The following is a 22689-nucleotide window of genomic DNA, read 5'->3' as shown; positions in this document are numbered from 1 at the left end:
CTCTTTCACCTCTATTTATTCTTATTGTACATAATCAATTATTATGCTTTTGAATATATACATTTTCAATTATTGTTGCAACTAACTCTGCTGTTTTAACAATATCATCTTCAGCTATATATTCATCTACACTATGGGCACCAAACATACCGATTCCGAGGGTAGCTGCCTTAAGTCCATTTCCATTGAAAATATTTGTATCAGATCCACCACCTGTAGGCTTTGGCATATAAGGAATATTTACTTTTTTCATTGCATTTTCTATTATTTTTAATATAGGTTCATTATTATCTAACTTGAATGTAGGATAGGAGTTGTCAACTTTAATATCCACCTTTGAGTTAAACTCTTTAGCGGCTTGCTCCATAGCTTCTACCATATGATTAACTTGTTTGTTCAACTTTTCTTCATTTAAACTACGGGCTTCAAATTCTACTTCAGCATAATCAGCTACAATATTTGTGGCTGAACCTCCTTTAATAATACCTATATTTGCTGTAGTTTCTTCATCTATCCTAAGTAAAGCCATTCTATCGATTGCTCGTGATGCAACTTGTATAGCGTTTATGCCCTTTTCAGGATTTAAACCTGCATGAGCGGCTTTACCATGAAACTTAGCATGAATTTGTGCTTGGGCAGGGCCTTGTACATTTACTCCTCCAATATCTCCACTAGCATCTAGGACAAATGCCATTTTAGATTTTATTTTAGAGTAATCTAAATATTTGGAGCCATATAGCCCAACTTCTTCGCAAATTGTAAAGACAACTTCTATATCGCCATGGGGTATATTATTTTCTTTTATATGTTTAATACCTTCCAATATAGCAATTATTCCCGCCTTATCATCTGCAGAAAGAATAGTATTTCCTTTAGATTTTATTATTCCATTTTCAACAATGGGTTCAATATTTTCACATGGAGTCACAGTATCCATATGGGCACAAAACATAATAGGTTCTATATCTTTATTTCCACTTAAATACCCTATAATATTGCCAGTATCAGAACCTGCCTTGTTTCCAGCATCGTCAACCACGACTTCGAAGCCTATTTTTTTCATATCTTTTTTTAGTATTTCAGCAAAATGTCCTTCTCTGTAACTAGGGCTTGATATCCTTACGTAGTCTAAAAACTTAGAAATAATACTCTCCTTATTCATTTATATGCCTCCTTAAGTTAATTCAATAAATAAATCATACTATAATTAGTTATTGATTTCAAACGAAAAATAGTGCATAATAGGGTATAGGGGTATATGGTTAGGCTGTTTTTTAAAAAGAAAACTGGGTAAAAGTATTAGAAAAATGCTAAATGAATATATTAAAATAGATATTAAATATTAGGAGAGGGTTTTATGGATTTAGGGAATGTTTCAATACCAATAGCTTTTGGAGCTGGATTTTTATCTTTTTTTTCACCATGTATACTTCCATTGATACCAGCTTATATAATGTATATTACTGGTGTTAATATGGAAGAAGAACTTGAAAAAAAGAGACTATTTGCTCTAACAAGAACAATTGGATTTGTAATAGGATTTACAATTATCTTTATGATAATGGGCACTTCTGCTAGTTTTTTGGGTAAGCTATTCATAAGAAATAAAGAAGTCTTTTCAAAGATTAGCGGTGGAATCATAATTTTATTTGGTTTAAATATGATGGGGATTTTGAAGCTTAAATTTCTAAATTTCGAAAGAAGAACTAAAGCACCTAAAAAAATTACTAACTGGTTTAGTTCAATTCTAATGGGAATGGCATTTGCTGCTGGTTGGACACCTTGCTTTGGACCTGTGTTGGCATCTATACTTATGTATGCAGGTGGAACAGCCACTATTTCAAAGGGAGTTTACCTATTATTGGTATATTCAATAGGGATGGCAGTACCATTTATATTAACAGCTTTATTTATAAATTCATTTACTAGATTTATGAATAAAGCAGATAAGTTTTTCAAATATATGCCTATAATTAGTGGTCTTATTATGATAATCTTTGGATTACTTGTATTCTTTAATAAGATAATAGATATAAGTCGATTTTTATTGTAGAGGGAGAGGAACTATGAAAAAAATTTTATTAATGATTCTAGTATTAGCAATTGTAGGTGCAGGTTGCAGCAAATCTTCACCAGAGAAATCTAATGAAAATATAGAAGAACAATCTCCAGAGGATATAGTGACTGAGGAAAACACAGAAACAGTTGGAGAAGTAGAAGAAGAATTTGATATAGCAGTTGGTAAGGAGTCTCCAGATTTTACTCTCAAAAACTTAGATGGAGAAGAAGTTTCCTTATCAGACTATAGAGGAAAAATAGTTTTAATAAATTTCTGGGCAACTTGGTGTACTTGGTGTGATAAGGAAATGCCAGATCTTCAAAAGCTAGATGATGAAAATGATGATTTAGTTGTATTAGCAGTAAATGTAATGGAAAAGCAAGATGTAGTTAAAGAATATATTGATAATGGTAAATATGATTTTGAAGTAGTATTAGATGAAGATGGAGAAATCACTAAGACATATTTAGTAAGTGGTTTTCCTACATCCTATTTTGTAGATGAAGAAGGTATTTTATTAGGAGGAGTACCAGGAGCTATGACATATGAACAAATGACTTCGGTTTTAGAAAGTATTAGAGAAGAGGAATAGAAAGATATGGAGCATATCACACAATGATATGCTCCATATCTTTTACTTTCTTACAAAATCTTTTAGTCTATAACTACCAGCTGTAAATAATGCTAAAACTATTAGAAGTACTATGAGCACATTAGGAAATATTACTGATTTTTCTAGACTATCAAACATCCAGTATTGTGGAGTGAACTTACCTAGGTTTTTTATAAATTCAGGGATATTTTGATATATTCCATCCTGGGCAAACATAGATAGAAATAAAGTTAATATAGCAACCAAAGCTGTGACCATAGAAGCTGAGCCTTCGTTATTAAATATCCTAGTCATGGCTAAAGATAAAGTAATGGAAAATAAGCTAGCTAATATGAAATTTATGAAAATAATAGGAAGATTAACTATATTGTATCCGGTTACTTTTGCACCTAATAATACAACTAAGATATTTGCTGCAACTTGAAAGAATAATAGGGAGAGGGCTATGCTTCCTAAAATTACACTGCTTTTGTTAGGTGTTGTAATAGATCTTGATATAATATTTTTTTTCTTAAATTCCATTAATTCTGTAACGATAGGAGATGCGCCAAGTATGATAAAATATATTAGTAGCATAGTGGCCGTATGCAAATCTCCCGTTACTATTTTCTGATTTCTTTCAAATAGGGTTTCAGTTTTAAGGATATATAAATCCTCTTTGTTCGAAATAATACCCTTATCTATGAGTAACTTTTCCTTGATAAATTCATTTATCTTATTATTAATATCCATTTCCAATGGAATAGTTATATTTCCTTCTTCTCTTTTATAGGATTCTATAATTGGTTTCTCATAGTTATTAATTTTTTCAGTAAAATTTGATGGAATATTATAAACTACTGCTACCTCATTGCTTTCTAGTAACTCTAAGGCTTTATCCTTTTCATTTTGGAAAATCCATTGTGATTTAGAAGGAGAACTATATATAGTTTCCCATAGATCACCCTCATCTTCAATATTATAAGCTACAGTAACATTTGATAATTTACTAGATTGATGACTATCTCCACCTTCAAGAAAATTAACAAATAAAATAACGGCAATAGGCATTATAAGCATAAGTCCAACCTTTAAAGGATCCTTTAACATTCTTTTAATATTTACAATAATTAACTGAATTAGATTCATTTACTTACACCCCATTTCATCTGGATAGCTAAGATATTGATTAAATACAATACCATAGATATAACTACCATGATCAATAGATAATTAGATATAGATGATAGATTATTATGGATTATATAGTTTCTATAGGTATTGCTAATTAAAATATCTGGTTTATATTTAGCGAAAAACGTAAATATCGCATTACTACCCAATTTATCTAAAGGACCTATCATTCCACCAAGTATTAATTGGAAAATTAAGAATACCTGTACTAAGGGTAAACCATATTTTTTCTTGAATATGGTGGATATTAGAGTGCCTATTACTGTTATCATAAAGCTTTGTACTAAGACGATTAATAGTAGAATAGGTAAAGAGCCTTTAAAAGATAATCCGCTTATCTTATATGCACCTACATAGATTAAATTAACAACTACCATCATTAAATAGTTTGACATAACACCATAATTAAAATATTGAAATTTTGTTATGGAAGTAGACATAATTCTATTATACAGTCCATTTTCCTTTTCTAATGCATCAGAAGCAATAACTGCCATAACGAATACAATAAAAGCATAGTTCAGAAAGGATATAGAAAAATATTCATAGGAATTTAAGCTTTTTCGTACATTATGAATATTAGTCTTAATAGAATCCGTTGAATATGCATTAGTTAATATTGCATTGATTTCTCCGACTAGTTTACTCTTTTCTTCTTTTGATAATGAGTTATTCTCTATGTTATTTCGGATAATTAAATCTTGGCTTATTTCCTTATTATATTTATCCACTATATTAACTAATACATTGCCCATGGTGGTGGATGAGTTTTCCTCTGCTTCCACCTTTATTGAAGAAGGGCTATTACCAAGAAGACTATCCTCATAACCTTTTAGAATCCTAAGGGTGTAGTCGAATTTTTCACTATCATTTGATTTTATAGTTAATATTTTAGAAATGTCTTCACTATTTAAAAATGATACCAAGTTTTGAGATTCTTTAGTATTATCTTCATCCACTACTATGATAGAAAAGATAGGGTCATTTACTACTGGAGTGAACATATCTTTTTGTACATAGCCCATTACTAACGAAAGTACTATTGGATAAACGGCATAGGATAATAAAAAGGCTGGAAATTCCTTTATTAATCCTTTTAAGGATAACTTTAAATAAGCTAATAGTTTCATCATATCACCTCTAATCCCTTAGTTTTTTTCCAGTTAAGGCCAAGAAGACTTCCTCTAAATTAGGTTCATCAACATTTATACTTTTGATTGCGGATTTATTACTCTCAAGGACTTTTAGTAATGGCTCAAGTTTGAAACTATTTCCTTCAACTAGTAGATTGATTTCATCATGGGAGTTTTCGCAGTCTACTACACCACTGATTAGCTTAATATTATTGATTAAATCTTTATTAATGTTATCAATTCTTAAATTGACTTTGTTATTATTGCTAATCATAGACTTAACTGTCTTTTTAGAACCATAGGCAATTTCTTTGCCTTCATCTATTATAAAGATGTTGTTACAAAGATATTCTACCTCTTCCATATAGTGAGAAGTATAGAGGATAGTAGTATTTTTTTCTTTATTAATTCCTTTAATAAATTCAAAGATATGATTTCTTGATTGAGGATCAATGCCTACTGTGGGTTCATCGAGGATTAGTATCTTTGGTTCGTGCATTATAGCTGCGGCAAGGTTTAACCTTCTTTTCATACCACCCGAGAATTTCTTTACTTTATCTTTTCTTTTCTCAGTTAATCCTGTAATATCTAGAGCATAATTGATTCTTTCCTTCAAAAGCTTTCCCTTAAGTCCATAAAGACTACCGAAAAATTCAAGATTATCATGAGCTGACACTGTTTCCATTAAAGCCAACTCCTGTGGGACAAGTCCTAAAAATTCTTTTGCTTTGATGGATTCTTTTTTTATATCAAAGCCACCAATGGTGATACTACCTTTATTAGCATCCAATAGACCAGTCATTATATTGATTAGTGTAGATTTTCCAGCACCATTTGGCCCAATTAGACCAAAGATGTCTCCCGTTTCCACAGAGAAAGAAATATTATCTAATACAAGTTTATCCTCAAATTTTTTGCTGATATTTTTTACTTCTATGATATTCATTGCTTTATTCCCCCCTTGATTTAGTAAATAGTGAATAGATAAAAGATAGTGAATAACTAATAGTGAATAGTTAATAGTTGAAGAGATTAAAAGACCTGAAAGCCTTACCAAAAGCTATTCACTTTTCATTTTTCACTATTCACTGGTTTTATCTTTTCACTGTATTTATTTTTATTATATTAAAGTCAATCAATAATTTACATTGCCCTAGGTAATGAAAAAGTAGTGACTTTAGTCACTACTTAGTAAGATTATTCTTGAATGCAAAAACTACTATTTGGGTACGATCACGAAGTTCAAGCTTTGATAAAATTGTACTTACATTATTTTTTATAGTTCCTTCAGAAAGGAAAAGTTTTTCTCCAATTTCTTTATTTGATAGACCGTCAGCGATGTATTTTATAATATCAAGTTCTTTATGGTTTAGATCATATCTTTCACAAATTTCATTTAAATCAGCTTCCATAGGAGTAAGGTTCAAGATATTAGTCGCAACATCAGGGTGGATGACGATATTACCCATGGCAGCAGCCTTGATGCCTTCATAAATAAGGTCATAGGAGCTATCCTTTAGAAGATAGCCAGAGGCACCTTTTTTAAGAGCTTCCTGTATATATTCAATATCTTTAAAGGTAGTAAGTATAAGGACTTTAGTATTTGGAAATTTGTCCTTGATTAGTTGTGTACCTAGTACACCGTCACACATAGGCATTCTGATATCCATTAAAACTAAATCAATTTCATTTAGTGTACACAGATCTAATGCATCATACCCACTTTCACCCATTGCAACAACATCTATATCACTGTAGGTTGAAAGGATAATTTTTAATCCCTCTCGTATTAATTTTTCATCATCAATTATTGCAATCCTAATTTTATCCATAATACACCACCAATCCTTCAATTCACAATGTACAGTTCACAATTCACAATTTTTTTAATTCACAATTGCTAGGGCAGGTTTTTGTAGTCTTTTGATTCCATATTATGACTTTCATAATTGTGCATTTAAGCAGGGGACCAAAATTATGGTTTTCAATTTTGTGTACATCGCTTAGCTACTGATATTTGCCCGCAGGGTATAATTCGGTAGTCCTTTAGGGTTTGTTCACCTAGTACATTGATTTAAGCACTACTCTAAGTAAAAATCCCTTACCTTCTTTGCTTTCATAACTTAGATTTCCTCCAAGTTCACCCACCCTCTCAGATATACTAGTTAGTCCTAGTCCGGGGGTTATTTCATTTATTCCAATTCCATTATCTTGCATAGTAACAATTAAATCATTGATACTAAAATGCATGAATATACTAATCTTAGTGGCTTTTCCATGTCTAGCAGAATTAGATAAAAATTCTTGAACTACTCTATATAAAACTAAAGATGTCTCTTCATTAAGCTGCCATTTATTTTTAGAAAATCCAAGCTTTACATCAATTCCAGTTAATTTGCTGAAATCTTTAATTAATCCTTCAATAGCTAATAATGTCTCATATTCTTTAAATTCCTTAGGCTTAAGCTCTCTTAGAGCCTTTCTGATTTCTTCAAGACCGTTCTTGGTAAAATCACGTAGGTTTGATGCCATTAGGGAAGCAGCTTCCCCATTATCATGAGCAATCTTTTCAATGGCTCCCAACTGAATTATAATGGTAGATAGACTATGGCCTACACTATCATGTATTTCTCTAGATATTCTATTTCGTTCTTTAAGAATAGATAATTCTTTAATTGAGTCTGCATAAGCTTCTAATTCTTGATTACTCTTAATCAACTCATCTTCTGATTTTCTAAGCCTATGATATAATTCTTCTGCTTTTAATGTTCGATTTTGCTCTTTTTTTATAATGGAAGAAATCAATCCCAAGGTTATGATAGTAGTTATATAGGATAATAATTCATATAGTGGAAGTTCATTTCCTGCATACAAGAAAATCAAAAGTCCTAAAGAACCAAGAATATATTTACTAAAATTCTCTATAAGAAAGAAACTATCTATTATTCCTATGATAAAATAAGGTAAAAGTAGACCACCATAATTTTTATATAAAATATATCCAAATATAAAATCAAATATTATAGATATAAAAACAGGGACAGATAAGTCCCTGAATAAAAAATAACGTAACTGAGTATTTATAATAAAAAGTAAGATTAATATAATAGCAAAGAAGTTTAATTTATCAATCTCAGTAAATGTTATTCCTAATATTATTATAAAGGTAGTCAGGTATCGTGAAATTAAAAAGATTTCGTTGTCCATAAAAGATCTCCCTTTATACAATTAACAATTATCAAAGAACAAATAACGATTGAAATGCCAAAGACTAGAAAATGGCTCTATAAATTTTTTTATTCTAATGTTTTCATTGTTAATTGTTAATTGTGCATCGTACTAAATATGTGTTCTAACATTTCTATACAGTTTTTAGTAGTCCTCTTATCTTCATTATCAATTTTTGGATTTAATTCTACAAAATCCATGGAAGTAATGAATTTTTCACCTAGTAAAGTGGTGAATATTTCTTTGCCTTCCTCTATGGAAAATCCACCAGCTACAGGAGTTCCAGTACCAGGCACAAGGGACGAATCAAGGACATCTATATCAAAGCTTATATGAACTCCATCTACATTGGAAGCTTTAATTTTTTCAACTATTTCTTCTAACACATTGTCTAGACCTCTTTCACGTACTATATCCATAGTATACATATTGAGATTTAATTCATCAGCTAGAGCAAACTCACCTGAGTCAATATCTCTGCCGCCAAGAATATAGACATTTTGAGGAATTACCTTTATTCCGTCATAATAAATATTTGTAAGAGCAGGATGTCCCACATTCATAGAAGCAGCTAATGGCATACCATGTATATTGCCGGAAGGTGAAGTTTCATAGGTGTTTATATCGCCGTGGGCATCTATCCATATTACAGCCATATTTTTAAAGAATTTACTTGCACCAGCAATACTACCTGCACCTAAAGCATGATCGCCTCCTATAATAAATGGAAAACTTTGTCCCTTAAGAGAACAGTATACGTTATTAGCTAGATTACTATTAACTTCAGCCACAGTATTTAGGTATTTCATTTTTGGATGATCCTTATATTTATCCTCAGATACTACATAAGGAATATATATATCACCCATATCATGGACATTGTGTCCATTCTTTTTAATAATATCTATAATTCCATTTTCCCTAAGTGTAGCAGGTCCCAATTGAGCACCATCTCTGTCACAACCATACTTTAATGGTACTCCAATTAAGTTAATATCCATTAGTAAATCCCTCCCCAGATATATTATCTATTATATTATATCATTTTTTGTAATACTGTGTTAATAAAAAAGCCTAATTATTCATAAATTTGGACATTCTAATAGATGTTTAAGGATTATGGACATCCTTTTTATGATATAATTGTTTTATTATATAAATAGAGGTGGAATAATGGGGAAGTTTTACTATGCAGTAAGGAAAGGAAAGACTCCTGGTATATATGAAACTTGGGGGAAATGTGAAGAACAAGTAAAGGGATATTCAGGAGCAGAATATAAAAAGTTTTCAACATATGAAGAAGCATTATCCTTTATAGATGGTGGAAATGAAGAAATTAAATTATTAGATAAAAGTCAGTTAAAAGAAAATGAAGCAATAGCCTATGTAGATGGAAGCTTTGATATAAGAAACTCAACATATAGTTATGGAGTTGTATTTATCACCCTTGATGGTAAGGAAACATATAGTGGTCGAGAAGATAATGAGGAGTTAGCTGAGATGCGAAATGTATCTGGAGAAATAAAAGGAGCTATGGTAGCTATGGATTTGGCTATAGAAAAGGGAAAAGACACTCTATATCTTCATTTTGATTATACAGGAATAGAACAATGGGCTAAGGGTAGCTGGAAGACAAACAAAGATGGGACTAGGTTCTATAAAGAATTCTACGATTCTATAAAGGATAAATTAAATGTAGTATTTATAAAAGTGAAGGCTCATTCAGGAATAGAATATAATGAAGAAGCAGATAAACTAGCTAAAGAAGCTATAATTATTTAACAATAAGTATCATTTTTGGTGCCTGGCACCAAAAATGATACTTATTCTATTTTTTCAAATCCAATTCCATTTTTATTAAGTAATTCTATAGCATACTCATCTATTCTATAATCATTCTTATAATAAATATGTTTGATTCCAGATTGTATCAATGCTTTGGTACAATTTAAACAAGGGAAATGAGTTACATAAGCAGTACATCCTTTTACAGAAATACCCTCTTTAGCACAATATAATAATGCATTTATTTCTGCATGAATAGTTGCTATACAATGACCATCTCTCATAGTGTGTCCTACATCATCACAGTGGGGATTTCCAGAAACAGAACCATTGTAACCGCTAGAGACTATTCTATTGTCATCATTGACTAGAAGACAACCTACAAATGCTCTATCGCAAGTAGAACGAGTTGCTACTAACTCAGTAATCTCCATAAAATACTCTTTCCAAGATTTTCTATCTGACATTTTCTACTCCTCCTAACCTTATAAATTATCATCAATTTTTCTAATTTAATATTATACCATATAAAAATAGAATTTATTGAATTTGTTTTTCCACAAAGAGCAAAAAATATATTATACTGTATATAGTAGAAAGGGAGTGGTTAAAATGAGTTTGTTTAGGATACAAAGTTCTGTTCAAGAGGTAGCAGAGGCTATAGAAGCAGTATTAAACGTAGATGTAACAATAATAGATGAAAATATGTATAGAGTTGCAGCTACTGGAAAATATAGAGATTCTATAGGCAGTAGAATTCCTAATAGCTGTTCCTTTGAAGTTGTTGCTGAAACTAAAAAACCTCAAGTAATAAATAAACCAAATATAAGCAAGCAATGTATTAATTGCAGTCTAAAAGGGAGTTGTGCTGAAATGGCAACCCTTGGATATCCTATATTAAATAAAAATAAGTTAATAGGAGTAATTGGACTTATAGCTTTTAAGAATGAGCAAAAAAAGAAGATACAAGAACAAAAAGAAAATCTTTTAATTTTCTTAAGTAGGCTATCAGATTTAATAGTTGGAAATATTAATTATTATGAAACTATAAAGAATATTACTATTCAACATGAAGAAACAAGAATGATAATAGATAGCTTAGATAAAGGGCTTATATGTACTGATGAGGACGGAAATATAAAGTTTGTTAATTCCAGTATTGAAAGCTATCTTATGAAAGATAAAAATAAGTTAATAGATAGTAGTATAGATAAGATATTTCCATATTTAAAGGAAAAGGGAGAAGAAGACTTTTCTATAGAGAAAAAGATCAAAATAGGTAATAAGAAAAAGAGTTTTATTATAAGAAATATTCCTGTGATGGTAGAAGGAAAGAAAGTTAGTAGCATTTTAGAAATTCAGAAGACTTTTGATATGGTAAGAAGTGCTTATAGACTGATAGAAGGGGAAAGAAAAGTAACATTTAAAGATATATTGGGAGATAGTCCCAAGATGTTGGAGGTTAAATCAATAGCAAAGAATATTGCTCCTAGTGAATCTTCTGTATTACTAAAGGGTGAAAGTGGTACAGGTAAAGAACTCTTTGCTAGAGCTATTCATTATGAAAGTGATAGAAATAAGGCTCCTTTCATAGCTATAAATTGTGCTTCTATTCCAGATAATCTTTTAGAATCTGAATTATTTGGATATGAGGAAGGAGCATTTACAGGAGCAAAACGGGAAGGAAAAATGGGTAAATTTGAATTAGCCAATGGAGGTACTTTATTTTTAGATGAAATAGGAGATTTACCTATTCATCTCCAGCCTAAGCTGCTAAGAGTATTGCAAGAACAAGCATTTATTAGGGTAGGAGGAAAGGAATTGATAAGTATTAGCTTTAGGCTAATAGCAGCTACCAATAGGAACTTAGAAGGAATGGTTTTAAGCGGAGAATTTAGGGAAGATTTATATTATAGATTAAATGTAATACCTATAAATATACCTCCATTAAGAGAAAGACAGGAAGATCTTAATTTATTAAGTGAAAGTTTACTTAATAAAAATTGTATGAAGCTAGAAAAAGAAAAGAAATATTATTCTCAAGAAATAAAGAACGCTTTCCACAAATATCCTTGGCCTGGTAATATTAGAGAACTAGAAAATACAATAGAATACTTAGTCAATGTGGTTCAGGAAAAGGAAATTTCATATGATGATTTACCTGCTAATATAAAAGAATATTTCTGTAATAATGAAAAAGACATAAAATTTAATCATAAAAGAACTTTGAAGGATATGGTTGATAGTTATGAAAAAGAAATATTAGCAAGGTATCTTGAAGAATATGGTTATTCTACTAAAGATAAGGAGTTAATAGCTGAAATACTAGATATTAATCTGTCAACTTTATATAGAAAACTAACAAAATTTAATTTGCAATAATGCAAATTTATTCGCATTATTGCAAATTGATGTAAACCAAGAATATTTCACTATATTTAGTTGATATATCTAAAAATTATTCGCAACAATGCGAATGAAATATATATTGGATAAACTACAAAAAGATCTAAAACCTGGTCCTATAGCTAATTATAGGAGTTTTTTATTTGATTCATAGGATTGGCACAAAGTTTGCAATGATTATTCTATAACCATAGGAAAGTCTTATTTTTACCTGATGTAAACTTGACTTTAAATGGGCTTTAAAAGAGAGGTGCTAATTTTATGATAAATGAAGAAAAGAAAAAATATCTATTGAATATGGTAAAAAGAGAGACAGTGCCAGCCATAGGATGTACAGAACCAGTTGCTGTAGCCTATGCTGCTTCTTTTGGTAAAAAATATATAGATTCACATATAGAGAAGATAGCAGTTTTAGTAAGTAAAAACATATTTAAAAATGGCAAATCTGTAATAATACCAAATACAGAAGAATGGGGACTAGAATTAGCAGCCGCCCTAGGAATAGTTGCGGGAAATGCTGATGATGGATTAATGGTACTTAAAAATGTTAATAGACATTATATTGATTTGGCTCATAAATTAGTAGAGGAAGGGAAAATCACAGTAGGATATCTAGAAAAAAGTCCAGATGTATATGTAGAAATTCACTTTATATCTAAATCACAGAAAGTAGAAGTAATATTAAAAGATAGTCATAATTTTATAGATATGGTAAAAGTAGATGGAAAGATAATATATAAAGGAGTTTTACAAGAAAAAGATGCCCTTTCATATGAGGCTTTAAGGGAAATGACGTTTGAAGAAATAAGAAAGATTGTAGAAAGTTTTTCTATAGAAGAAATTCTATTTATTAAAGATGGAATAAATATGAATAAAGAGGCTGCCTATGATGGATTAAAAGGAGATAAGGGATTAAAGTTAGGTGCTGCCTTAAAGAAATTACAGGGGCAGAATAAAATGCAAATTGATGCATTTACTAAAGCAAGAATTCTTACGGCTGCATCTGCTGATATGAGAATGGGTGGTGGCAATTGCCCAATAATGACAAGTGCAGGAAGCGGAAATCAAGGTCTGGGAGTAGTATTACCGATAGTTGCAGTAGCCGAGGATAATAACATTGAAGAAGAAAAGCTATTAAAGGCTGTATTTTTTGCTCATGTAGTAAACAAATATATAAAACTTTATACTGGAAAATTATCAGCCATGTGTGGATGTGCCATAGCTGCAGGGGTGGGCGCTAGCGTAGGTATCACTTGGATGTTAGGAGGAAACGATCAGGAGATTAGTGGTGCTGCTAATAATATGCTATCAAATTTAACGGGTATGATATGCGATGGAGCCAAAGAAACTTGTTCTTTTAAACTGTCAACTTCAGCCGGTGAAGCTGTACTAGCTGCGTATTTAGCCTTGGAAAATATAATAGTCAAGCCAAATATTGGTATAATAGGTTCAAATATCGAGAAAACTATAGAAGGATTAGGAGTTTTATGTAAAGACGGACTTTCGCAAACAGATAACGTAATAATAAATATAATCTAATAATAAAAACTCTGATTTACAATATCAGAGTTTTTATTATAATATTTAAGGGTATATTTAAATATTATAAAAGGAGGAGAAGATATGTTAAAAGAGTTTAAAGAATTTGCAGTAAAAGGTAATGTAATAGATTTAGCTGTTGGGGTAATCATAGGCGGAGCTTTTGGTAAAATAGTTACATCTTTAGTTAATGATATGATAATGCCAGTAATTGGATTGTTAATTAAAAATGTAAATTTCACAGATTTATTTATAAGCTTAGATGGGAACTATTATCCATCATTGGCAGCAGCTCAAGGAGCTCCGACTATAAACTATGGAATATTTATTAATACCATTCTTGAGTTTTTAATTATTTCTTTTTCTATATTCATTGTTATTAGACAATTAAATAGATTAAAAAGAAAAGAAGAGGTCGTTGAAACTGTACCTACTACAAAGGCTTGCCCATACTGCTATACAGAAATTCATATAGATGCAACAAGATGTCCAAACTGTACTTCAATAATTAACGAAGAACAATTAGTGATTAACGATTAACAAAGAACAACTAACAATGAAAAGATAAAAATTAAGATTCTTCGATCATACTCAGAATGACATATATTTGCTCATACTGAGTATAATCTTATGAACTCTAGCATTATTTACTGTGGAGCAAATTAATGTTGAGAAGATTATAAGGTTTTTAATTGTTAACTTAAGTAGGGAACAAAAATCATGGTTTTTGATTTTGTGTTCATCACTTAGTTACTGATATTTGCCCCGCAGGGTATAATTTGGTAGTCCTTTAGGGTTTGTTCATCTAGTGAATTGTTAATTGTGAACTGAATAAATGGGGGGATTGAATGAATAGAGGATTATATCTATTTTTTGTTTTGACTATGTTTTCAAATATACTTCCTTTTAAGATTGAGGAAAGGCCAAGAGCACAAATAAGTATAGTAGAAAAGAAAGATGTAGAGATTAAAAAGAAAACAACTATATCTGTAGTGGGAGATATGTTGATGGATGGCAGTATGAGGGCACGGATAAATAAAAATGGAGTAGAGTATCCTTGGGAAATGGTAAAAGATTATTTTCAAAATGATGATATTACTATAGGAAACCTTGAGACTAGCGTTACTACTAGAGGTACTCCATGGCCTGATAAACAATTTAATTTTAGATCTGATCCAAAGAATTTAAAAGCTATGGAAGATGCAGGCATAGATATAGTTGTCTTAGGTAACAATCATTCTTTAGATTATGGTTATGATGGATTTCTAGATACATTAAATCATTTAGATAAATCAGAAATAAAAAGGGCCGGTGGTGGCAAGAATAAAAAGGAGGCCATAGAAGGTACTATTGTGGAAAGAAATGGTATTAATGTAGGAGTGTTATCTTTTACTAGGGTAGTACCTGATGTAAAGTGGTATGCTACAGATAAAAGACCAGGCATAGTAGGTGCATATGATCCTCATTTAAAAGAAGTATTGACTAGAGTGGAAGAAATGAAAAAAGATGTAGATGTTCTAATATTATCTATACACTGGGGAGTAGAGCTTAGTACTACCCCAAGAAAACAAGAAATGGAACTAGCTAAAAAACTAGTTGATGCAGGTGTAGACGTTGTAATGGGTCATCATCCCCATGTATTACAAGGCATTGAAATCTACAATGGCAAGCCTATATTCTATAGTTTAGGCAATTTTGTTTTTGGCACAAAAAATGAACTAACTTCAAACACTATAATTGGTCAGATTAATCTCATAGATAAAGATTTAGATAGCATACAGATTATACCTTGTACAATAATAGGCGGAAGACCTATACCTGATGTTGAGATAAAAGAGAAAATTAAATATATGAATACAATTTCCAAAGATTTTAAGACTAATATAGATAAAGATGGAATAATAAAAATAAAACGGTAGTAAAGAGGTGTTATTGGAAATGTATGGCCTAGTATTAGAAGGCGGAGGAGCTAAAGGTTCATATCATATGGGAGTTTATAAAGCATTGATGGAATCGGGGATTGAGATAAAAGGAGTTGCAGGAACATCAATTGGTGCTTTAAATGGAGCAATGATTGTACAAAATGATTATGAGAGGTGTTATGATCTTTGGAATGAAATTACTTATTCTATGGTTGTTGATGTAGACGATGATGAAATAGATAAAATCATGCAATTAAAATTAGTGAAAGAGGACTTATCTTTTTTACGAGAAAAAATAAAAAATATAATAAGTACTAAAGGATTTGATATAACACCTTTGAGAAAACTACTAGATGAGTATATAGATGAGGAAAAGATTAGAAAGTCTGGTATGGATTTTGGTATAGTTACCATAAATTTAAGTCCATTTAAGCCTTTATACGTATACTTAGAAGATATACCGAAGGGAGATTTGAAAGAATATCTAATGGCAAGTGCTTATCTGCCTTTTTTCAAATCTGAAAGACTGGGAGGTAAATTATATTTAGATGGAGGATTTTATGATAATCTTCCCTTTAAGATGCTCATAGATAGAGGGTATAAGGACTTAATTTTAGTGAGAACTCATGCCATGGGATTTACAAAAAAACTTGATTTACAAGGCACAAACTCTATTGTAATATCTCCATCTGATAGTATAGGCAAATCCTTTGAATATGATAGCAACAGGGCTAGGGCAAATATAGAACTTGGATATTATGATGGACTAAGGGCATTAAATGGTCTTCAAGGGAATAGATACTATATAGTATCAGAAAAAGATAAGGATTATTATCTTAATTTTTTACTCAGTATACCTGAAGAAGAAGTAAGAAAGATGGAAGAAATATTAAAGCTTCCAGAAATTCCATATAGGAGATCTTTACTAGAACATATAATACCTAAAATATGTTCCATGCTTTCTGTAGGTAAATCTTGTAGTTACGAGGAGTTACTAGTATATCTATTAGAAAAAAAAGCAGAATATTTCAATATAGAAAGATTTAAAATATATACTTTTGAAGAATTATTATCTGAAGTAGAAGATAAAAATATAATAAGAGATAAAGAAGAGACAGGTAAGTTAGATAAACTAATAGAAAAAGTAGATATACTTCCAATTCTTAATAAGGATGAAGTTTTGCTTGATATAGCAGATATAATGTTTAGTAGGAGAGAGTAAATCTCTCTCCCCAATTAATAATCTATAGTTTGCAAAGAAATAAAAAATAAATTATTAATTCTAAACCTGCTTATGGACAAATTCACAATAAAAAATATATAAGTAATATTTTTTAGAAGATAGGAGGTGTTAAATAGGGTGAAAAAAAAGCTTATTACTGTATCGTTAATTATTTTAGTTTTATTGGGTTTAAAGCTAACAAGTCGCTTAACTTTTGAAAGTTTTATTAATTCTTTTGGCAACTCAAAACAACATGTCACTAAAGATGTTGAAAAAAATATTGGCTATGAAAAGATAGATAGATTAAAAAATATCACTTATGCCTTTGATAAATTTGAATTATTTTTAAAACCGCAATCGTCTAAATTAGTTGATGATTCCTTTAATCTAAATGAATTAAAGCCTGATATATATGAATTGTTAGATGATACTTTACTTATATATTGTTTTAAAGATGAAAAAAGTTTAAATAAAGGATTAGAACAAATCCAAGAAGTATTTAATAATGATTATTATAAGTATACAATAGAAGATGATATATTAATTATTTATTATCCTAGCGAATATTCCTTGGAAGCTACAAATTCAAATAAAAAAATACAAGAAGTTGTTGAATATATTGAAAATAGTAAATAGAGTTAAAAATCTTTTTAACTCTATTTACTATTTTTATTCAATTATTGTATTTGTTTATTTGAATTTTAATAAAAGTAATTCTCTAAACCTTTAAATATTCCATTTACAAAGTCTAATTTTCCTTCAAAGTGGGAAATGAATTCATCATCATCAGGGTTTGTCATAAATCCTAATTCTAATAATACAGCAGGCATTTCTGTTTCTCTTAATACCTGAAAATTATCTTCTCTTACACCAGTAGATCCCCATGTATTTAGTCCAGTCCATTCAGGGATGCTTTTAGCCATTTCTTCGGCTAGTGGCTTGTCTATTCTTTTATACCAATGAGCTGAAATTCCATTTGCTCTTGAATTATCACTTCCATTATGGTGTAGAGAAATAAAAACATCTGCTCCCCATCTGTTTGCTAATCTAGCACGTTCTCCAAGACAGACAGGAATATCTCTAGTTCTACTTATTTCTACAATTGCACCTTCAGATTCTAATAATCCTTTAAGTTCAAGTCCTATTGTTAATACAGAATCTTTTTCATCTCCAGATAAGTTACCACTTGTCCCAACATTATAAGAGCCATTGCACAATCTTCTCCCTTCAGCACTAGTTCCACCATGTCCCGGGTCGATAAATATTTTTTTTCTTCTTAAACTCATTTTGTTCCCTCCTAAAATTATTTTTAATACAGGCAGCTAAAGAATATAAAATACATAATTTTACTTCTTAACTTTTGAGAATTTTAACTAGCTAAATGTTTCTCATAATATATAAACGAAATAGATTTCATTAAAGTAAACTACGAATTTAAATTATTTTGTTCTTAATTTCTACAATATCGTCTTTTATATCATCAATAACATTTAACTTGTCTGTTAAGACAAATATAATTTCTTGATATTTAATTTCTCTAGACTCTTGAGCGGTATCCCTTTTTTCTTGATTTCTTAAAATATAAAAAATTAAACTTATACTTAACATCGCCCATATTCCTTGAGTAGCAGCAATTTTTAACACTTCTGATTCCATCTTATTTTTTCCCTTTCCAAGTTTTCTTTTATTCTTTTAAAAGCCTGTTTCTTTGTATTGTGAATAGCTTGTTTTGTTACACCTTTATCCTTGGCTACTTCCACTTCTGTTTTTTGATGAATAAAAATTTGTTCAAGAACCCATTTTTGATTTTTAGTTAATGGTTTAATTAAGTAATAAAAGTTCAATTTACTCTCGATAGATTCAATGTTTGTGGTCAAAGTTTGATAACGAGTGATATTATCTGTTAGCATCTCAGTATTAAAACGTATATTTTTTCGTACAATATCTATATATTTATTTCTTATAACTGTTGAAATGTAGTTTACAAATTGACCATCTGAAATATTATTTGCTATATCCATTTTTTCGAGCCCTTCAATCATTGAAATTATAAGTTCTGAACTAATATCTTCTTTAAAATATTTTCTATTATATTTATTTATGAGTGGCATGAATTCTAATATAATGTCTAGTAATGCATTTTTATCCCCCTGTTTGCATTCAATTAAAAGATTAGTTAATTTCATTTTCTTTTCCCCCCTAACCTTAAAAATAGGAACGGAATTGTTACATCTAAAGTAAACCAAAAACATTCAAAAGCCAAACGCTTTAAAAACTAATCTTATTAATTCAATCATATGAATTAATGAAATGAGTGAAAAAGAGTTCCTCTGACTTATATATAAGTTATGGCATCTATGGTGTTACGATAGTTGTTGTATAGAAAGAAATAAAAGTTATACTTAGGAATTTGGTATATCTATTAGAGAAAAAGGCGGAATATCTTAATGTAGAAAGGTTTAAAATATATACCTTTGAAGAACTATTATCTAAGGTAGAGGACAAAAATATAATAAGAGAGAAAGAAGATATAGGTAAGCTAGATAAACTAATAGAAAAAGTAGATATACTTCCAATTCTTAATAAGGATGAAGTTTTGCTTGATATAGCAGATATAATGTTTAGCAGGAGAGAGTAAATCTCTCTTTTTTGTTCAAAATAGAAGATTTACATCTAAATGATAATAATTATCAATTTAATGTTTATTTTATATAAAATTGGATATAAATAAAATGATTGATAAATAAATCAAAAACTAAAAGATAAAATATGGAGGTATATAATGGATAGAATAGTAGGAAAACAAGCACCGGATTTTAGAATGAACACTTGTGATGGAGATGGATGTAACTTTGGAGAAGTTCGTCTATCAGACTATAAAGGAAAATGGTTAGTCATGTTCTTTTACCCATTAGATTTTACTTTTGTATGCCCTACAGAGATTACGGGATATAGTAAGAGAATTGATGACTTCAAAAAAGAAGATGCAGAAGTATTAGCTGTATCTGTAGATAGTGAGCATTCACATAAGGCATGGATTAATTCAAGCTTAGGTAAAGTAAACTTCCCTATGGCTTCTGATATGACAAAGAAAGTTGCTAGTGATTATGGAATATTGATAGAAGAAGAGGGTGTTGCTTTAAGAGGGCTGTTTATTATAGATCCAGAGGGAATCATTAGATATTCAGTAGTTCATGATTTAAATGTAGGAAGATCAGTTGATGAAACGCTAAGAGTACTTAAAGCTCTAAAAACTGGTGGACTTTGCCCAGTAGATTGGGAAGAAGGGGAAAATTTACTTTAAAGATAAGGAGTCTAATAAGACTCCTTTTTAAATAAGTAACAAAATTGGTGCCAGGCACCAATTTTGTTACTTATTTTACTAGATAGAGAGGTGTAAAGGATGGATATAGAAGAAATTAGAGAAATAATTAGGAACAGAACTCCTAGACCCATAGATATAAAACGGAATTATTCAGTACTTATACCAATAGTTGAAAACAATAATAGATTGGAAATAATATATGAACTAAGATCTAAAAATCTAAATAATCAGCCTGGTGAAATATCTTTCCCAGGGGGAGAAGTGGAAGATAATGAAACTTTTAAAGAGGCAGCCATAAGAGAAACTATTGAAGAATTGAACATAAAAGAAGAAAATATAAACATAATTGGAGAATTAGATTATTTAGTTTCCTATGCCAATATTACTATTCATTGCTTTTTAGGCACTATTTCTGGATTAATTGTGGATAATATAGTTCCCAATCCTCATGAAGTGGATCATATATTCACAGTTCCCTTAGACTTCTTCTTAGAAAATGAGCCGGATATTTATTATTTAGATCTAAAAACAGTATTAAATGACGAATTCCCTTATAATTTAATACCTAAAGGAAGAGATTATAACTGGAGAAGCGGAAAACACTCTGTTATGTTTTATCACTATAAGGATTATATTATTTGGGGATTTACAGCGAGAATGACTAAAAATCTTATAGATATAATTAAAGGACCTAAATTTATTAGGTCCTAATTTTCTTCTATTATATTGTTAAATTTTGGATCCTTTTCATCAACAAGGTTTTTCACACTTTTAATTACAAAATATACAGTGATTATAGACGCTATAAGATCTGAAATAGGTCCAGCTAACCAAACACCTGTCAAACCATAGATTTTAGGTAAGATTATCAATGCAGGAATAAGAACTAACACCTGTCTTGATAAGCTAAGTAGCATGGCGTGTTTCGGTCTGCCTGTGGCTTGAAAATAATTGGAGCTTACAACTTGAAAGCCTACTATAGGAAACATAGCTAGATATATTCTCATTCCTGGAATACCGATTTTTAATATTTCTGTGATATTTCCTTCTTTACTGATGAAAAGTTGATATAACTGAGCAGGAAATAGTTGAGTTAATAAGAATCCCATGGTAGTTATTGCAGTTGCAGCTATGGTAGCATATTTTAGAGTTTCTTTTACTCTATCATATTTTTGAGCTCCATAGTTAAATCCAATAATAGGCTGAGAACCTTGGTTGATACCAAATACAGGCATCATTACCATCATAGCTACGCTATTTATAACAGCCATACTTGAGTTAGCCAAATCACCGCCATAATTCTTTAGGCTATTGTTTAATAGAACAGTTACCATACTGCCAGCTATTTGCATACTAAAAGGTCCAAGGCCTATTAATACTATATCTTTTGCAATTTCTAGTTTTAATTTTAGATATTCCTTTTTAATGTTCAACATACTCTTTCCGCCAAAGAAATATCTCATAACCCATAGAGCTGATAAACCTTGAGAAATAATAGTTGCAAGGGCAGCACCTTCTACACCCATATTAAACCAAAAGATAAATATGGGATCTAATATAGTATTTGAAATGGCACCTATTAACATGGTTTTCATTGCAATAGTTGGACTGCCTTCACCACGAATAAAGTTATTCATTCCAAAACCAATAGCTTGAAGTGGTGCTCCGATTAATATTATCTTCATATAATCATAAGCATATTGATAGTTTGAAGGAGAAGCACCAAAAACATTTAATAAAGGTTTTAAAAAAATAAGACCAAAAACAGATATACATAAGGATATTAGTATCAAAAGAACAAATGAATTTCCAGTAACTTTTTCGGCTTCTTCCTTACGATCCTGACCTAATTTGATAGATACTAATGTATTTCCTCCTATACCTATTAACATACCAAAAGCCATGATAATCAAAGAAATAGGTGAGCTAATAAATAAGCCTCCAATAGCAAGTTCACCTACACCTTTACCTATAAAGATTCTATCTACTATATTGTATAATGCATTTACTATCATTCCTGTGATAGCAGGTAGGGAAAATTTAACTAGTAATTTTCCAATGGGTTCTTCACCTAATAATTTTCTTCTTTCGTTTTCTCTATTCATTTTCTCACCTACATAATAAAATAGTTAGCCTTCTCTTTTGAGAAGGCTAACTATTATTGTTTATGAATACCACCCGCTAAGCGGGTGGTTCCAAAGAGCTTTCAGCGGTGAACAGAAAATAAGAAACCTCCTTTGATATAATAAAGTTAGGTCTGACCAACCAAACTTAATCGAAGGAG

At 30.3% G+C, this 22689-nt stretch carries 24 protein-coding genes; 12 read left to right on the top strand and 12 right to left on the bottom strand.

The window, feature by feature from the left end; all coding sequences use genetic code 11:
• Positions 1 to 34: 34 nt before the first annotated feature.
• Positions 35 to 1162 carry a M20/M25/M40 family metallo-hydrolase gene (locus KQI38_RS05335; protein WP_216556677.1) on the bottom strand — a complete coding sequence of 376 codons (1128 nt, stop codon included), beginning with the start codon at positions 1160 to 1162 and terminating at the stop codon, positions 35 to 37.
• Between the two features lie 195 nt (positions 1163 to 1357).
• On the opposite strand from KQI38_RS05335, the gene KQI38_RS05330 reads away from it, so the two are divergent.
• A complete protein-coding gene (locus tag KQI38_RS05330; RefSeq protein ID WP_216556675.1) occupies positions 1358 to 2053 on the top strand; it encodes a cytochrome c biogenesis CcdA family protein in 696 nt (231 codons plus the stop codon).
• 13 nt (positions 2054 to 2066) lie between these two features.
• On the top strand, positions 2067 to 2651 hold the full coding sequence (locus KQI38_RS05325) for a TlpA family protein disulfide reductase (protein ID WP_216556673.1): 585 nt from the start codon (positions 2067 to 2069) through the stop codon (positions 2649 to 2651).
• A gap of 42 nt (positions 2652 to 2693) precedes the next feature.
• Here the strand turns inward: KQI38_RS05325 and KQI38_RS05320 are convergent, their stop codons facing one another.
• The 6 genes from KQI38_RS05320 to rocF form a co-directional block, all read right to left on the bottom strand.
• Positions 2694 to 3800, bottom strand: a complete 1107-nt coding sequence (locus tag KQI38_RS05320) for an ABC transporter permease (RefSeq protein ID WP_216556671.1) — start codon at positions 3798 to 3800, stop codon at positions 2694 to 2696.
• A complete protein-coding gene (locus KQI38_RS05315; RefSeq protein WP_216556669.1) occupies positions 3797 to 4975 on the bottom strand; it encodes an ABC transporter permease in 1179 nt (392 codons plus the stop codon). The genes KQI38_RS05320 and KQI38_RS05315 overlap by 4 nt, the downstream gene beginning before the upstream one ends.
• A gap of 10 nt (positions 4976 to 4985) precedes the next feature.
• A complete protein-coding gene (locus KQI38_RS05310) occupies positions 4986 to 5924 on the bottom strand; it encodes an ABC transporter ATP-binding protein (protein ID WP_216556668.1) in 939 nt (312 codons plus the stop codon).
• Positions 5925 to 6162: 238 nt separating this feature from the next.
• The gene (locus tag KQI38_RS05305; protein ID WP_216556666.1) at positions 6163 to 6810 is read right to left on the bottom strand and encodes a response regulator transcription factor; all 648 of its coding nucleotides are present in this window, start codon (positions 6808 to 6810) and stop codon (positions 6163 to 6165) included.
• A 229-nt stretch (positions 6811 to 7039) separates the two neighbouring features.
• Positions 7040 to 8185: a sensor histidine kinase gene (locus KQI38_RS05300; RefSeq protein ID WP_216556664.1), complete on the bottom strand. Its 1146-nt coding sequence runs from the start codon at positions 8183 to 8185 to the stop codon at positions 7040 to 7042.
• Between the two features lie 116 nt (positions 8186 to 8301).
• Entirely contained in the window at positions 8302 to 9207 is a 906-nt protein-coding gene (gene rocF / locus KQI38_RS05295) for an arginase (RefSeq protein ID WP_216556662.1), read from the bottom strand.
• A gap of 172 nt (positions 9208 to 9379) precedes the next feature.
• Here rocF and KQI38_RS05290 point away from each other — a divergent pair, with 172 nt between their 5' ends.
• Complete coding sequence (locus KQI38_RS05290; protein ID WP_216556660.1) at positions 9380 to 9988, top strand: ribonuclease H1 domain-containing protein; 609 nt, start codon at positions 9380 to 9382, stop codon at positions 9986 to 9988.
• A 41-nt stretch (positions 9989 to 10029) separates the two neighbouring features.
• Here KQI38_RS05290 and KQI38_RS05285 read toward each other — a convergent pair whose 3' ends face one another.
• Positions 10030 to 10458 (bottom strand): deoxycytidylate deaminase, encoded by a 429-nt coding sequence (locus KQI38_RS05285; RefSeq protein WP_094903702.1) that lies wholly within the window; start codon positions 10456 to 10458, stop codon positions 10030 to 10032.
• A gap of 145 nt (positions 10459 to 10603) precedes the next feature.
• Between KQI38_RS05285 and KQI38_RS05280 the strand changes: the two genes are divergently transcribed.
• The 6 genes from KQI38_RS05280 to KQI38_RS05255 all read left to right on the top strand — a co-directional run bounded on the left by KQI38_RS05280 (position 10604) and on the right by KQI38_RS05255 (position 17716).
• Positions 10604 to 12373 carry a sigma 54-interacting transcriptional regulator gene (locus KQI38_RS05280; RefSeq protein WP_216556658.1) on the top strand — a complete coding sequence of 590 codons (1770 nt, stop codon included), beginning with the start codon at positions 10604 to 10606 and terminating at the stop codon, positions 12371 to 12373.
• A 285-nt stretch (positions 12374 to 12658) separates the two neighbouring features.
• Positions 12659 to 13936 (top strand): L-cysteine desulfidase family protein, encoded by a 1278-nt coding sequence (locus KQI38_RS05275; RefSeq protein ID WP_216556656.1) that lies wholly within the window; start codon positions 12659 to 12661, stop codon positions 13934 to 13936.
• Positions 13937 to 14020: 84 nt separating this feature from the next.
• Positions 14021 to 14476, top strand: coding sequence for a large-conductance mechanosensitive channel protein MscL (gene mscL, locus KQI38_RS05270; RefSeq protein WP_216556654.1), 456 nt, complete (start codon positions 14021 to 14023; stop codon positions 14474 to 14476).
• 308 nt (positions 14477 to 14784) lie between these two features.
• Positions 14785 to 15855, top strand: coding sequence for a CapA family protein (locus tag KQI38_RS05265; RefSeq protein WP_216556651.1), 1071 nt, complete (start codon positions 14785 to 14787; stop codon positions 15853 to 15855).
• A 19-nt stretch (positions 15856 to 15874) separates the two neighbouring features.
• On the top strand, positions 15875 to 17080 hold the full coding sequence (locus KQI38_RS05260; RefSeq protein ID WP_216556649.1) for a patatin-like phospholipase family protein: 1206 nt from the start codon (positions 15875 to 15877) through the stop codon (positions 17078 to 17080).
• A 138-nt stretch (positions 17081 to 17218) separates the two neighbouring features.
• The gene (locus KQI38_RS05255; protein ID WP_094904506.1) at positions 17219 to 17716 is read left to right on the top strand and encodes a hypothetical protein; all 498 of its coding nucleotides are present in this window, start codon (positions 17219 to 17221) and stop codon (positions 17714 to 17716) included.
• Positions 17717 to 17781: 65 nt separating this feature from the next.
• Here the strand turns inward: KQI38_RS05255 and KQI38_RS05250 are convergent, their stop codons facing one another.
• The 3 genes from KQI38_RS05250 to KQI38_RS05240 all read right to left on the bottom strand — a co-directional run bounded on the left by KQI38_RS05250 (position 17782) and on the right by KQI38_RS05240 (position 19266).
• Positions 17782 to 18366: an N-acetylmuramoyl-L-alanine amidase family protein gene (locus KQI38_RS05250; RefSeq protein WP_216556647.1), complete on the bottom strand. Its 585-nt coding sequence runs from the start codon at positions 18364 to 18366 to the stop codon at positions 17782 to 17784.
• Between the two features lie 148 nt (positions 18367 to 18514).
• Positions 18515 to 18736 carry a BhlA/UviB family holin-like peptide gene (locus KQI38_RS05245; protein WP_094904504.1) on the bottom strand — a complete coding sequence of 74 codons (222 nt, stop codon included), beginning with the start codon at positions 18734 to 18736 and terminating at the stop codon, positions 18515 to 18517.
• Positions 18718 to 19266, bottom strand: coding sequence for a sigma-70 family RNA polymerase sigma factor (locus KQI38_RS05240; protein WP_216556646.1), 549 nt, complete (start codon positions 19264 to 19266; stop codon positions 18718 to 18720). Before KQI38_RS05240 ends, KQI38_RS05245 begins: the two co-directional genes overlap by 19 nt.
• 224 nt (positions 19267 to 19490) lie before the next feature.
• Between KQI38_RS05240 and KQI38_RS05235 the strand changes: the two genes are divergently transcribed.
• From KQI38_RS05235 to KQI38_RS05225, 3 genes are all read left to right on the top strand, one after another.
• Positions 19491 to 19718 (top strand): hypothetical protein, encoded by a 228-nt coding sequence (locus tag KQI38_RS05235; RefSeq protein WP_216556644.1) that lies wholly within the window; start codon positions 19491 to 19493, stop codon positions 19716 to 19718.
• Positions 19719 to 19862: 144 nt separating this feature from the next.
• Entirely contained in the window at positions 19863 to 20384 is a 522-nt protein-coding gene (locus KQI38_RS05230; protein ID WP_094904027.1) for a peroxiredoxin, read from the top strand.
• Between the two features lie 99 nt (positions 20385 to 20483).
• Positions 20484 to 21116 carry an NUDIX hydrolase gene (locus KQI38_RS05225; protein WP_216556642.1) on the top strand — a complete coding sequence of 211 codons (633 nt, stop codon included), beginning with the start codon at positions 20484 to 20486 and terminating at the stop codon, positions 21114 to 21116.
• Here KQI38_RS05225 and KQI38_RS05220 read toward each other — a convergent pair.
• Entirely contained in the window at positions 21113 to 22510 is a 1398-nt protein-coding gene (locus tag KQI38_RS05220; RefSeq protein WP_246565615.1) for an MATE family efflux transporter, read from the bottom strand. The two genes, KQI38_RS05225 and KQI38_RS05220, sit on opposite strands and share 4 nt — an antisense overlap.
• Positions 22511 to 22689: the final 179 nt, after the last annotated feature.

Origin of the sequence: Tissierella carlieri (assembly GCF_018917285.1) — a bacterium.
Lineage (GTDB): Bacteria > Bacillota > Clostridia > Tissierellales > Tissierellaceae > Tissierella > Tissierella carlieri.
The sequence above is the reverse complement of the archived record's forward strand: the minus strand, read 5'-3'. Positions and strand labels throughout refer to the sequence as shown.